Origin of the sequence: Thiocapsa sp. C2-2m, assembly GCF_041903745.1 — a bacterium.
In the GTDB taxonomy this organism is placed as follows: Bacteria; Pseudomonadota; Gammaproteobacteria; order Chromatiales; family Chromatiaceae; genus Thiocapsa; species Thiocapsa roseilacustris.
Map to the genome: position 1 here is coordinate 14,340 of NZ_JBBWVD010000013.1, position 14,075 is coordinate 28,414.

At 60.3% G+C, this 14,075-nt stretch carries 11 protein-coding genes; 8 read left to right on the forward strand and 3 right to left on the reverse strand.

What is annotated here, in order from left to right:
• The first annotated feature begins 330 nt into the window (after positions 1-330).
• From hslU to ubiB, 5 genes are all read left to right on the forward strand, one after another.
• A complete protein-coding gene (gene hslU, locus AADX97_RS11615; RefSeq protein ID WP_374233665.1) occupies positions 331-1,662 on the forward strand; it encodes an ATP-dependent protease ATPase subunit HslU in 1,332 nt (443 codons plus the stop codon).
• Positions 1,663-1,981: 319 nt separating this feature from the next.
• On the forward strand, positions 1,982-2,344 hold the full coding sequence (locus tag AADX97_RS11620; protein ID WP_374233664.1) for a gamma-butyrobetaine hydroxylase-like domain-containing protein: 363 nt from the start codon (positions 1,982-1,984) through the stop codon (positions 2,342-2,344).
• A gap of 238 nt (positions 2,345-2,582) precedes the next feature.
• Positions 2,583-3,332, forward strand: coding sequence for a bifunctional demethylmenaquinone methyltransferase/2-methoxy-6-polyprenyl-1,4-benzoquinol methylase UbiE (gene ubiE / locus AADX97_RS11625; protein ID WP_374233663.1), 750 nt, complete (start codon positions 2,583-2,585; stop codon positions 3,330-3,332).
• Positions 3,329-3,970 (forward strand): SCP2 domain-containing protein, encoded by a 642-nt coding sequence (locus AADX97_RS11630; RefSeq protein ID WP_374233662.1) that lies wholly within the window; start codon positions 3,329-3,331, stop codon positions 3,968-3,970. The genes ubiE and AADX97_RS11630 overlap by 4 nt, the downstream gene beginning before the upstream one ends.
• Complete coding sequence (gene ubiB / locus AADX97_RS11635) at positions 3,967-5,628, forward strand: ubiquinone biosynthesis regulatory protein kinase UbiB (RefSeq protein ID WP_374233661.1); 1,662 nt, start codon at positions 3,967-3,969, stop codon at positions 5,626-5,628. The genes AADX97_RS11630 and ubiB overlap by 4 nt, the downstream gene beginning before the upstream one ends.
• A gap of 235 nt (positions 5,629-5,863) precedes the next feature.
• On the opposite strand, the gene AADX97_RS11640 is transcribed toward ubiB, so the two are convergent.
• Complete coding sequence (locus AADX97_RS11640) at positions 5,864-6,847, reverse strand: DUF29 family protein (RefSeq protein WP_374233660.1); 984 nt, start codon at positions 6,845-6,847, stop codon at positions 5,864-5,866.
• Between the two features lie 11 nt (positions 6,848-6,858).
• The gene (locus tag AADX97_RS11645; RefSeq protein ID WP_374233659.1) at positions 6,859-7,710 is read right to left on the reverse strand and encodes an ABC transporter permease; all 852 of its coding nucleotides are present in this window, start codon (positions 7,708-7,710) and stop codon (positions 6,859-6,861) included.
• An 837-nt stretch (positions 7,711-8,547) separates the two neighbouring features.
• On the opposite strand from AADX97_RS11645, the gene AADX97_RS11650 reads away from it, so the two are divergent.
• Genes AADX97_RS11650 through AADX97_RS11660 form a run of 3 tightly spaced genes read left to right on the forward strand, consistent with a single transcriptional unit; the run spans position 8,548 to position 12,629 of the window.
• Positions 8,548-9,867, forward strand: coding sequence for an FkbM family methyltransferase (locus AADX97_RS11650; protein ID WP_374233658.1), 1,320 nt, complete (start codon positions 8,548-8,550; stop codon positions 9,865-9,867).
• 46 nt (positions 9,868-9,913) lie between these two features.
• Positions 9,914-11,545: a hypothetical protein gene (locus tag AADX97_RS11655; RefSeq protein ID WP_374233657.1), complete on the forward strand. Its 1,632-nt coding sequence runs from the start codon at positions 9,914-9,916 to the stop codon at positions 11,543-11,545.
• 55 nt (positions 11,546-11,600) lie between these two features.
• The gene (locus tag AADX97_RS11660) at positions 11,601-12,629 is read left to right on the forward strand and encodes a glycosyl transferase (protein ID WP_374238568.1); all 1,029 of its coding nucleotides are present in this window, start codon (positions 11,601-11,603) and stop codon (positions 12,627-12,629) included.
• Positions 12,630-12,682: 53 nt separating this feature from the next.
• On the opposite strand, the gene AADX97_RS11665 is transcribed toward AADX97_RS11660, so the two are convergent.
• A complete protein-coding gene (locus tag AADX97_RS11665; RefSeq protein ID WP_374233654.1) occupies positions 12,683-14,044 on the reverse strand; it encodes a glycosyltransferase in 1,362 nt (453 codons plus the stop codon).
• Positions 14,045-14,075 lie beyond the last annotated feature (31 nt).

Sequence of the window (14,075 nt, forward strand, 5' to 3'; positions counted from 1 at the left end):
CGGAGAAATCGAGATCTTAACGTCGCCCCCACACTTCCGCAGTATCTCCGTGAGAGATCTTGGAAACTGATTGGTACTAAGGCGAAATCCGGAAACCTTCATGCCGAGGACGTAGGTTGTGCCGAGCCGTGCGAGGCACAACCAACCGTCGGCGCAAGTTGTGCTTCCTATCGTCAGCACAACCTACGGGTATGGAATTTTGCGGAAATCGCCTAAGGCCTCCGTTCCCGGTTCTTGAACAGGCGCTGGTCCACAACGAAGCCTCTTGAGGTCGCTCCTCCATCCAACCGGTCGCGCGATCCAGGCGACCCTCTCGACGGACAGATCCAGATGTCGGAAATCACCCCACAACGCATCGTTTCGGAGCTCGACAAGCACATCGTCGGTCAGGACGAGGCGAAGCGCGCCGTCGCCATCGCCTTGCGCAACCGGTGGCGTCGCTCCCAGATCCCGGAGCCGATGCGCTCGGAGATCACACCGAAGAACATCCTGATGATCGGCCCGACCGGCGTGGGCAAGACCGAGATCGCCCGGCGCTTGGCCCGCCTGGCCAACGCGCCGTTTTTGAAGGTGGAGGCGACCAAGTTCACCGAGGTCGGCTACGTGGGACGCGATGTCGAGTCCATCATTCGTGATCTGGCGGACATCGGGATCAAGCTCGCGCGCGAGCAGGAGATGGCGAAGCTCGCCGGGCAGGCCGAGGCGGCCGCGGAGGAGCGCATCCTCGATGCGCTCCTCCCGCCGCCATCGAGCTTCGAGGAAGAAAGTCGCTCGACCACGGGCTCGGCCACACGCGAGAAGTTCCGCGAACGTCTGCGCGCCGGCGAGCTCGACGAGCGCGAGGTCGAGGTCCAGGTCTCAGCCTCTCCGATGGGGGTCGAGATCATGGCCCCGCCCGGGATGGAGGAGATGACCAATCAGCTCCAAGGGCTCTTCCAGAACCTCGGCCAAGGGCGCATGAAGCGACGCAAGCTGCGCATCCGCGACGCCCGACAACTGCTCAAGGATGAGGAGGCCGCCAAGCGGGTCAACGACGAGGAGCTGAAGCTGCGCGCCATCGAGAACGTCGAGCAGAACGGCATCGTCTTTCTCGACGAGCTCGACAAGGTCACCAAGCGCGGCGAAGGCATGGCAGGCGCCGATGTCTCGCGCGAGGGCGTGCAACGCGATCTCTTGCCGCTGGTCGAGGGCAGCACCGTGTCGACCAAGCACGGCTCGGTGCGCACCGATCACATCCTCTTCATCGCCTCCGGGGCCTTCCATCTCTCCAAGCCGTCGGATCTGATCCCGGAGCTGCAGGGCCGCCTGCCGATTCGCGTCGAGCTCAAGGCCCTGACCACGGAGGATTTCGTGCGGATTCTGACCGAGCCGGACGCCTCTCTGACCGATCAGTACCGCGCCCTGCTGGCCACCGAGGGCGTCGGCCTGGAGTTCACCGAAGACGGCATCCGCCGACTCGCCGAGATCGCCTGGCAGGTCAACGAGCGCACCGAGAACATCGGGGCGCGACGGCTGCACACGGTCCTGGAACGGCTGCTCGAGGACGTCTCCTACAACGCCTCGGACTTGGACCGCGTGACCGTGACCATCAACGCCGCCTATGTCGATCAAAACCTCGCAGGGCTCGCGGCAGACGAGGATCTGTCGCGCTACATCCTGTAAGGAACCGTTCAGTAACAACTGATCCATCTTAGCCCCTCTCCCCTCGCGGGAGATGGGTTGGGGAGAGGGGGAGAATGAACCAGAATGGCTAAGTTGTTTCTGAACCGTTACTCAGTGAGACGCCGGAAATAAGGCGAATACCGGAAACCCTCATACCAAAGGCGTAGGTTGTGCCGAGCCGCGCGAGGCACAACCAACCGTCGGCGCAAGTTGTGCTTCCTATCGTCAGCACAACCTACGGGTATGGAATTTTCTTTCTTGATCCGACCAATCCCATTCAATAACGTCCGCGGCAGATTCGCGGGCGCCGGAGAACACCATGCCGACACCAACCGAGCTGAACCTGCATCAACAATCGCGGATCCTCGAGATCACCTTCGACGACGGCTCGCACTTCAACCTGCCGTGCGAGTACCTGCGCGTTTACTCCCCCTCGGCCGAGGTCCAGGGTCACGGCCCGGGGCAGCGCGTCCTGCAGCTCGGCAAGGAAGACGTCGGGGTCGACAAGGTCGAGCCCGTCGGCAACTACGCCGTCTGTCTGCACTTCGACGACGAGCACAACACCGGCATCTACTCCTGGGAATACCTCTACACCCTCGGGGTCGAGCAGGAGCCCCGTTGGAAGGCGTATCTCGACGAGCTGGAAAAGGCCGGACAGAAACGAAAGGTCCGTGCCTCCTGATCCGCGACGCCGATGTTGTAGACCCGATGTTGTAAACTTAGCCGCGCTCGGCCCGACGCACGACTGATGTTCGCGTTGACCGTCCCGGACCTCACGGCCGTCGCCACACAACGGCCGCGACCTTCGAAACAATCACTCATCATGAACCGCGCCGCCAAGGGCCCGCGTTTGCGACAAGGCGAAGCAGACCCCCGAAGCGGTGCGGATCCACTCGAGCGCGGCTCAACAGGGACACAGCATGTCCGACGACAAGACGACACATTTCGGTTATCAGCAGGTTCCGGTCGATGAGAAGGCGTCGCGCGTGCGCGCCGTGTTCGACTCGGTCGCCTCCCGATACGACCTTATGAACGACCTCATGTCCTTGGGCATCCATCGGCTCTGGAAGCGTCACACCATCGAGCTCTCGGGCGTGCGGCGCGGGCAGAGGGTGCTGGATCTCGCGTCCGGAACAGGCGATCTCGCCGAGCGCTTCTCCGGCATCGTCGGCTCGACGGGTCTGGTGGTCATGTCCGACATCAATGCCTCCATGCTCACCGAGGGGCGCGAGCGCATGCTCGACCGGGGTCGCGTCGGCAACCTGCACTACGCCCTCATCAATGCCGAGAGGCTGCCGTTCCCGTCGGACTATTTCGACTGCGTCACCATCGGTTTCGGTCTGCGCAACGTCACCGACAAGCAGGCTGCACTTGTGGAGATGCAGCGGGTGCTGCGGCCCGGCGGACGGGCACTGATCCTGGAGTTCTCCCACCCGGTCAGCCGCCCCCTGAGCAAGGCGTACGATCTCTACTCCTTCTCGGTCCTTCCGACACTCGGTCGCCTGGTTGTGAACGACCCCGAGAGCTATCGCTATCTGGCCGAATCCATCCGCATGCACCCGGACCAAGAGACGCTGCGCGCCATGATGGAAGCGGCCGGGTTCGAGCGGTGCGACTACTTCAACCACAGCGGCGGTATCGTCGCCATCCACCGAGGTTACACACTGTGACCGAAGGCATCCAGATTCCGGACGCGGTGCTGGCCGTCGTCGAGCAGGCACTGAACGGCTATATCGCGCTGGACCCGGAGGGTGCGGCTGCATTCGCTGCACTGGAAGGGCGGATCATCGCCATCGAGCTCAAAGGATTCGGCACGCGCGTGACCATCATCCCGAGCGACCGGCGCCTCCAGCTCTTCGGCGCCTACGACGCCGAGCCCGACTGCCTGATCCGCGGCACCCCGCTCGCACTCGCCCGCATGGGCATGGCCGAGCGCAAGGAGACCCAGATCATCCAGGGCGAGGTCGAGATCCTCGGCGACACGTCCCTGGCGCAAGCCTTCAACCGTGCGATCGCCGGTCTCGACGTGGATTGGGAGGAGCAGCTCGCGCGCCTGATCGGCGACCCCTTCGCCCACCAAGTCGGCAACCAGGCGCGCGCGGCGGCGCAGTGGGCACGCAAGACCTCCGAGTCCCTGACCGCGGATCTCCAGGAATACCTTCAGGAAGAGGCCCGCCTGACCCCGACCCGCTACGAGGTCGAGGCATACCTGGCGCAGGTCGACATCTTGCGCGACGATGTCGCGCGCGCCGAGGCGCGCATCGAGCGCCTCGAGCGAACGCTTGCGGGGCGCGGCACTCGGTCATGATCGGACCCCGCGAGGCCCTGCGGCTCTTCCGCATCAATCGGATCCTCCTGCGTCACGGACTCGACGAGGTCATCCTCGCGACCCACCTGTTTCGGCCGCTGCGTTGGATCACCTACATCTCGCCCTGGCACTGGTACAGACGTGACCTGCCGACGTCCTACCCGGTGCGCGTGCGCCTCGCGCTGGAAGACCTAGGGCCCATCTTCGTCAAGTTCGGTCAGATCCTCTCGACCCGACGTGATTTGATGCCCGACGACTTGGCCGTCGAGCTGGCCAAGCTCCAGGATCGGGTGCCGCCCTTCGACGGCGCCGAGGCGCGCGCCATCATCGAGAAGGCTTGGGGCTGCTCGGTCGACGACGTCCTCGACGAGTTCAACCCCATCCCGCTCGCCTCCGCATCCATCGCACAGGTCCACACCGGACGTCTGAAGAACGGGACCGAGGTCGTGGTCAAGGTGCTGCGACCCGGCATCGAGCGGACCATCCGCGGCGATCTCGGGCTCATGTATACCGTCGCCCAGCTCGCCGAGCGCTACTGGAAGGACGGGCGGCGACTGCGCCCGGTCGACGTGGTCCGCGAGTACGAAAAGACAATCTTCGACGAGCTGGATCTGCAACGCGAGGCCGCCAACGCCTCGCTGCTGCGTCGCAACTGGATCCACAGCGAGATGCTCTACATCCCGGAGGTTTACTGGGACTGGACCCGCCCCGGCGTCATGGTCATGGAGCGAATCTACGGCACGCCGGTGAGCGATGTCGCGACGCTCAAGGCCCAGGGCGTGACCATGAAACAACTCGGCGAGCGCGGGGTCGAGATCTTCTTCACCCAAGTCTTCCGCGACAACTTCTTCCATGCCGACATGCACCCGGGCAACATCTTCGTCGAGCCGTCCGGGCGTTATATCTCAATCGACTTCGGCATCGTCGGCACTCTGACCACGGAGGACCAGCGCTATCTCGCCGAGAACCTGCTCGCCTTCTTCGAGCGGGACTATCGGCGCGTCGCCGAGCTGCACGTCGAATCCGGCTGGGTCCCGTCCGGCACCCGGGTCGACGAATTCGAGTCCGCGATCCGCACCGTCTGCGAGCCCATCTTCGAGAAACCGCTGGCCGAGATCTCCTTCGGCCACTTCCTGGTGCGGCTGTTCCAGACCGCGCGGCGCTTCGATATGGAGATCCAGCCGCAGTTGGTGTTGCTCGAGAAAACCCTGCTCAACATCGAGGGCCTTGGCCGTCAGCTCTACCCCGAGCTGGACCTCTGGACGACGGCAAAGCCTTACATGGAACGCTGGATGAAGGATCAGATCGGGCTCGTCGGCCTGCTCGAGCGGACCAAGCGCAACTTCATCTCCGTCGCCGATCAGACCCCCGAGATCCCCTTGATGGCCTACCGGATCCTCAGCACCTACGACAAGCGTCTGCGGGCAGCGGAGGCCGGGGCATTCGGAGACCACCGCCACAACTCAGGGCACGACAAGGCCGCATCGACATCCCAGTCGGTCCGCGCACTCGCCGGCGCCACCGTCATCGTCTGCGGAACTCTCATCCTCCTGCTCGGCCCAGGTCCCTGGCTGCCGGCGACGACCGGGGTTGCGCTCGTCGCAGGCTGTTACCTGGTCGGCGCGTTGCTGTTTTTCTCTGCGGGACGGCAGGCTTAGCGACGACTCCGTAACAAGGTGAACACCTTGACTAACGGGTAGGATGGGTAGAGCGCCAGCGAATCCCATCCAGCCCGCGCCAATGGCATCAGACCGAAACCCGGCAACGCGGCGGTTTGGAAGATGGGTTTCGCTGACGCTCTACCCATCCTACAGCGTTACGGCACCGGTGTGCCGAGCCGTGCGAGGTACAACCAGCCGTCTCGACGGCAGGCTTAGGCCTAAGCGTAAGCACTCAACTCTTCGACTCAGGACGCGCGAGCAACTCCACCTCGTTCACGAGACGCTCCAGATCCACATCTTGCCAGCGGCGCTCACGGAGCAGATGCGCTGTTCGATCCGCCCAGGTAGCGCGATCCTTTGCGGAGGCGTCTGCACCTGCCTCACGGGGCGCCGGCGCAACGGCTTGCTCGGTCGCAGACGCACGCGAGATCGCGGCCTCGAGCGGCGGCGCCTTCGGGGACCCGTCGCGCAGCTCCTTATACTGCTCCAGCACATCCGCGGTCGTTCCTGCCCCGACCACACGACCGTGCTCCATCAACACTGCCTTCGTGCACATCTTCGAGATCAACGCCTCCGAATGAGACGAGAGCACGATAATCGAAACCTGTTCGGTAAACAGCTTCAAGCGCTGGCTTGCCTTTTCCAGGAAGGCCGCATCGCCGGCCCCGATGCCTTCGTCGATCAAGAGGATGTCCGGCGCGACCGAGGTCGACACCGCAAACGCCAGACGCATCCGCATACCGGCCGAATAGGTGCGAATCGGAAGGTTGAGGAAGTCTCCCAGCTCCGTAAAATCGGCAATCTCGTCCAGCCGCTCCCGCATTTGGGAGCGGCTCAGGCCCAGATAGAGTCCGCGGAGCAAAATGTTTTCGTAGCCGGTGCTCTCGGGATCCATCCCTAGACTGATATCGAACAAAGGCACGGTCGAGCCATGAATGGACACCCGCCCTTCGTTCGGCTCGTAGATGCCGCCAAGGACACGAAGCAGCGTCGTCTTACCCGCCCCGTTATGCCCGACCAATCCGATCCGATCCCCGCTTTCGAGCTTGAGATTGATATCCTGCAATGCCTGCACGACCGAGATCCGATCCGAACCCGAGTCGGAGCGAATCTGTCCGCCCGTCGCACTTTGGATCAAGCGATTCTTGATGGATCGCGTCGCCGAGCTGTAGACCGGGAAGGAGACCGAGACCTTCTCCAGAGTGATCGATGCCATCGTCCCTATCCTCAAACCCAGTAGGCGATCCGCCAACGGTAGGCGGAGTAGAAAAAGAGCGTGATCGCCCACCCGAAGACCGCGATCAGCAGGACCGCCAGCCAGTTCTCGAAGGCAGGGGGGTTGCCCAGCATCGGCGCGCGGAGGATCTCGACCATGTGATAAAAGGGATTAAGCTGCAGGAACAATGCGCGATCCGGCAACATATCAGGTCGCCATATCACCGGCGTCAAGAAAAAGAGCACCTGAACCACACTGCCGACAATGAGAGGAACATCGCGAAAGCGCGCACTCAAAAGACCGAAAAAGAGCGCCATCCAGAAGCCGTTGATCAGGAGAATCAAGACTGCAGGAAATAACCAGAGAATGTTCCAGGTCACACCCACGTCATACCACCAGGCCACGGCCACGAAGATCCAGATATTGTGGGCAAAGGAAATGACCGCCGACCACAATTCACGGTAGGCATAGATGGAGACGGGCGCATTGAGCTGCCGGATCATGCCCTCCGCCGCGATAAAGGTTGTGCAACCGCCCAAAATGATTGCCGAGACAAGGCCCCATATGATAAAGCCTGCAGCGAGGAACGGTAGATACTCTTGCAGATCCTGGCCGAAGATCTGACCGTATAGAAGCCCCAACGCAAAGACCATGACGCCCATCGAGATGGTGATCCAAAATGGACCGAGGGTTGAGCGCCGGTAGCGCTGACGCACATCGTGGAGTCCGAGCGTCGCCCAGAGCTCGCGACGGCGCCAACCTTCAAGGATATCGTCCAAGGCACGGCGTAATTGCTCAGGCTGCAAGCCGAAACGAAGCTGTTGGATCAAAGGCGACTGGACTCGTTCGGCGTTAGTCGACATCACAGTAGGTTTCCGCAGGGGCGATTATAGACAAAAACTTATATCGCATAATCAACTTCATAAAACTCCAGAAAAGCAAAAGAGGCGCGCATCAAACACACGAATCTCAAGCCACCCTGGCGACAAGTTTAGCCGTGACAGGGATGACAAACAACGCATGTCGCGCCGGCCCCACCGCGATAATCACCAACACGCCGGTTTCGCGAGATCATTCGCTGTTAAGTTGAGTGCTGAAGTTTCCGGCTTCCGGAGGGGGTCGGCGACAGGGGTGGGGAGTATTCTGAGGGGATTTGCCTAGATTCGCGCAAACCCTGTTGAAATCCCAGCCTCCCGAAGCACTACTGACGCCTGCCCGCGCCAGAGCCCGGAAACTTCAGGTTGAGTGCTGTATGCTTGATTTCAGGTAACCTTGCGAGAGCTTGTCGGTTGAACAGGAATCGCCAGCAAAGGCACCTCTAAAGATCAAGCTCCATGACAGTCAGGATCGCTGCCGCTGCGCCACGGGCGGAGCTAAACGATTCAAAAATATACTATTTTAAACCGCGCCACGCTAGAGATCGTAGATGCAGCAAACGTCGAACACACGCGAAAATGAGCATCTCGCTCTTGACGTCGCTCCCGATGCGGTTTAGTACATTAGTTTTTTGATAAAGCTGCTCCGTTCAGCGTGACCCCTTACTGCGGCAGTATTACGTACAGCCTTCGCTGACGGTTTTCAGCGTGAATTCAACACCGGATTTGCCCAAGAATCCTGTCAGTTCCCAGGAGTGGCTCACGGCTCGCCTCCAGCGTCGCATCTCGACACTAAAACGTTGATCTTAACTGATTAGGCTCGGAATGATTGAAGTTGATACACGTTACGGCAGTCTAACGGTTCCGGACACGGCGACGGATCTGATCGGGCGTTTTCTGGATCGCTATGGTGAGTGGGCATGGGAAGAAGCTCGTTTCGTTGCCAATACGTTACCGGGAGATCGAGTGCGTGTTCTCGACGCCGGTGCATTTATCGGCACCTTTGGTCTCGGTTTAGCGCTCCAGAGGCCCATCGATTTTCTCTGCTCAATCGAAGCCAACGGCGCACTGATTCCCTTTCTCAAGGGGAATATCGCACGCAACTATCACGGCACGTCATGTGTTACCGAGGCGATTCTCGGATGGCCCGAATTCAATTTCCATGATGGACACACCGACCCCTGCAATCTTGGTGCAACTTCCTTCGTTGCTGGAGATGAAGAAGTTCCCCTATTGTCGGAGACCGAAACCGTCTTTCAAGAGCGTCTCGTCACACTCGCTGAGCTTCGCGCGGAGCACGGGGCCTTCGATCTCATCAAGCTTGATTTGGAAGGCATGGAGCTCGGAGTTCTCGAAGGCGACCGAGAGCACCTCGCATGCGGCAAAACCAGCATCTGGGTCGAGTGCAGAGAAGATCCGAAATCCTTGGACATTGCATCCGTACTTCTATCTTGGGGATTGGATCTTTACTACTTTGCTTTTCCTGCCTACAATCCGGACAACTTTCGAGGTGATCCCGTCCTGATTTTACCGCTGGCCTACGAAGCCGGAATACTCGCTGCACCCAAATCTCCGCCTGTGTTGGACGGTGAGATGCTCCGTCATGGCTGCATCCTCCGCCGCGTTAACCACCAAGACGACCTGAAAGAAGCTCTTTGGCACACCCCTCGCTGGGGGGAACGAGATTGGGTCGGTCTCGGCACTGCAGAGGTGATCGCTCTTGCGGTACATAGGCTTCGGGGCGAGGAATATGAGACCTATCTCTGCCCTGGCTGGCACCCTAAGCAGCTACCGGACATCGGTGTCTTGGCCCGGCTAGCCGAAACCGAAGCGGGACTGAGAAAAGCCGAGAAGCTCGCCCTCGAGCGCCTCGCTCTACTCGAAACCGAGCGAAAGCGGGCGCTGAGCGCCGAGGCGCGCATGACACACGCCTGTGTTGAAGCACTCGACCGCCTGTCCGACCTTGGAGCGGAGCGAGACCGTGCCGACGAATTCGAGAAACGCGCCCTAGCCGCTGAGCGGCGAACCAGCGAGATCGAAATGAGCACAACCTGGCGCTTGACGTCGCCACTCCGTCAAATCCTCAACGTGAGTCCACGTCTCCGCGCCGTTTTGCGCCGGATCCTGGTCAGGCATCAAGCCTGATAACGCCTTGCCGTTAGCCGATTCAACAACCAAAAGGCGATCGCGTGTGGATAGCTTAGATGCAAGATGTTCCGACTTGGTGCGACGCGCAAGCGAAGAGGAACGCCGAGCGGTCGCCGCGCATTTCGACTGTAGCTATTATCTGACGTCCAATAGTGACGTGCGCGACGCGGGCATCGATCCACTAACGCACTTTCTCGAATGTGGTTGGCGCGAGGGCCGCAACCCCAGCCGATTTTTCGACACGGACTACTACCTCGCAAAGTATCCCGACGTCGCGGCAGCCGGCATCAACCCACTTCTACATTTCATCCGGGCCGGTGCTCGAGAAGGGCGACAACATCGCCGTCCGCTCGATGCGTTCCGCCGGCAGCTCGAGGACAGCGTGTCGCTGCGAGTCAAAGCGAAGCGTTGGGCCGCAACTACAGAGTGCTCGCCAACGATCTCGACAGCCGCGCTATCGGAAGCCATCGCAATTACATCGGGTCGCGGATTAATCCTGTCCCTTAGTCATGACGACTACGCGCGCAATTACGGTGGTGTTCAGTTGGTCATCGGCGACGAGCAGGCCGTGTTCAGCCGAATCGGTTGGCGTTACCTCCACGTTTCGCCAGCGACGCCGCTTCCGATGCTCGCAGACCCCGAACCTGCCGACGATTTCGCTGTGAGCCTTCGCGTCGACGCCGAGTGGATTGGAATCGCCAAGCTCGCAGACCTCATTGCCGTCGTTGCAGAGCAGCGTCGTCAGAGCATCGACATACGATCCGTTATTCACCATCTAATGGGTTTCGCTCCTGAGCTTGTTTGCGAGCTTCTCCGCGCGAGCGGCGATCGCCGCCCGATCATCTGGATTCACGATTTCTTTACAGTCTGCCCGAGCTACGCACTCATGCGTAACGACGTCGTTTTTTGCGGCGCCCCGCCACCCACATCTGCCGCCTGCGGCATCTGCTCTTACGGGGATGAGCGTATACCTCATCACGCAAGAATGAGAGAGTTTTTCGAGGCAATGCACCCCTCCGTGCTGGCACCGTCCGAAATCGCCCTAAGCCTTTGGCAACGGCTTGCTGGCTTGCCTCATGCGCAGGGCGAAGCGCATCCTATTGCCCGAATCATAACCGCACCCTCGGAGCGACGGCCCCCCCCCAACGCATCAAGTCGACCGCTTCGCGTAGCTCACCTCGGCGCCCGGGCGTTCTTGAAAGGATGGTCGATTTTCGAGGATCTCGCAGAACACCTGGGCAACGACGGCCGATACGAGTTCCTGCAACTCGGGTCGCCGGACTCCGGTTCCCCCCTACCCAGCTTCATTCGCAACATTCCGGTCATTGTCGATATGAGAAAACGCAATGCAATGGTTGAAGCGATCGCCGAGGCACGCGTCGACGTCGTCGTGAGTTGGCAGCTTTGGCCGGAGACCTTCTCGCTGTCCGTCCATGAAGCGCTTGTCGGCGGTGCATTCGTTGTTGCGCGAATCGGTGCAGGTAACGTCTGGCCCGCTGTCGAAGCGAATGCTCCCGAGCAAGGCTGCGCTGTCGTTGACGAAGCAGCGCTGATCAATCTTTTCGAGCGCGATCGGCTGCGGCTACTCGTCGAATCCTCTCCAAAGCTCCGCGGCGCGCTACTCCCGATCGAAGTCACCGTAAGCTGGCTCCAGATGCATTTAACAGTCCGTTAACAACCAACGCTCAACGACGGCGGCGGAACGCAACAAGAAAACATCGTGAACAGTCATGTCTGAGACCCATTGTTTTACCAGTGCCTCATTCGCATCTCTTGACCGCGTGCGCGTACTCGGCAAAACACTGCGCCGCCATCACCCCGAATGGACATTTTGGCTGTGCCTATCCGACCGTGAGCCAGCGGGCTTCATGTTCGACGCCGCACACGAGCCGATCGATCACGTGGTGCGTTTGGAAGAACTCGGCATCGCAGACCTTGAGCGTTGGACGTTCGATCACGATGTCATCGAGTTGTGCACAGCCGTGAAGGGGCCGATGCTCTGTCGACTTCTCGAGACGGGCGCAAACAAGGTCGTCTATCTCGACCCCGACATCGCGCTCTTTGGAGATCTTCACGACGTCGAAGAGCTTCTCGACCTCCACGATGTCCTTCTGACGCCTCACCATCTCGAGCCCGACGGCGAGCGCCAGACGATTCTCGACAACGAGATCGGTTCACTAAAACACGGTATCTACAACCTTGGATTCCTTGCTGTCGCCAACACCGACGAGGGCTGTCGCTTCGCACGCTGGTGGCGTGACCGGCTTTTTGAGTTCTGTTTCGACGATATCCCCAACGGCATCTTTACCGACCAGCGTTGGTGTGATCTTGCACCGGTCTTCTTTCCGGGTGTCCATGTGCTGCGCGACCCCGGCTACAACGTTGCAAGCTGGAACCTGAGTCGACGGCCGATCTCGATCGGGGAAGACGGCAACCTCTACGCTGCAGACCAGCCGTTGCGTTTTGTCCATTTCGCAAATATCAACGGGGCCGGAGAAACCATGCTGGAACGCTACGCAGGCGGACGATTAGCCGTCTTCGAGTTTATCCATTGGTATCGATCCCGCTTGGCCGCCTACGCGTCTTCCGGACTCCCGTCCGGTTGGTGGGCTTACGGTACTTACTCGAATGGCTCGCCAATTCTGCGTGAGCATCGACTCGCTTACCGGACCCAGCCGGATCTTCGCGAACGCTTCCCGTCTCCTTTTACTGTTGGACCCAACTCCCTTGCCGCATATTTCGCGGCTACTGAACCCTAACCATAAAACACAGATGACCGCATACCCTCCATGGATTAAGGATCTGGTCACTTTCAAGCGGGCAAACCCAGCTCAACCAACAGATTCTTGATCCGAGGCCGATTCGCAGCAACCGAGAAACGTTCGGTGACTGCTCGCAGACCAGCCAACGAAGAACGCTCCCACTCATCGGCACTCTCGTAGAGCTGCACGATCGCCGCAGCGAACGCCTCGGACTCTGCAGCCACAAGAATGCCCTGACCGTCGTCCAACCCAAGTCCCTCGGCGGCCGTCGGGGTAACGACACAGGGCACTCCGTACCCAAGACTGGTCACCACCTTGCCCTTAAGGCCAGCGCCGTAACGCAGCGGCGCGATTGTCAGACGCGCCCGAGCAAACAGCGGCTCAATGTCCGCGACATAACCCAGAACCTCCACGCCGTGTCCCTTGAGTCCAAGAATCTGTGGAGACGGATAGCTCCCCACAATCGAAAGCTCGGTCTCGGGCAACCGACGACGCAAGCTAGGCCAGACGCACTCGCAAAACCAAACGATGGCATCCACATTGGGCGGATGACGAAAACTGCCTATAAAAACAAGACCTCGTCTCCCGCCATAGCCCAAACTGCGGCCAGGAATCTCGCGAAGCAGCGGAATAACATGTAGGCGTGCTGCCGGCACCTCCTTGGCGAGCAGCTCGCGCTCGAACGGACTGATGACAATGGTACTGTCGGCCCCACGCACAACCTCAAGCTCTTGATCCTTCATGCGGCGGGCAATCGATCGGCTTCGCGTCTCGGACTGCGTCGCCTCCCGTCGCTCTGCGCGCAGATAATGCAGATCGACCGTATTGAAGATCACCTTGGCGCGCGGACAATGTGCGCGAACATGTTTCAGATACCTTAATCCTTGTCCCAGGCGCATGAGCATGACGACATCGAACTCATCGCCGCGAGTTCGGAGAACTTTCTCTACGGAATACGCGAAAGGTAAATAGAGACACTCGACGCCCAGATCCTGGAGATCCCGGGTATAGGGTCCTGCATACAAGAGATCCGCTGGCAGAAAGGTGACACGATAGTCAAGCGATTCGAGGACACGCAAGTAGTTGAGTAGGTCGATCGAGCCAGAGTCCCGGTCAGGCGTCGGAGTGCAGGCGTCGATGATCAGCATCCGCGCCCTGGGTTGGCGATCGGCATTGATGCCGTCCTTCTGCGCGTCTTGCCCGAAACGCGCAGCAAGGTTCTCCCGCCACTTCGTACGGTCCGACCACTGCAGCTGTTCGAGCCAATCCCGATAGGCGGGCGTACCTCTAAACCATGGCCGGAGGAGCCGAAATGCGAGAGACTTGACGGCGAACCTGAGCCGTCCACTGAGCGGCAAACGATGCCAGAGCACCTGCAGCGCCCGCTCGATCCCAAACATGCAAGGTTTCATTCTGATTTCCGGCGTCTCGTGAACGACGATA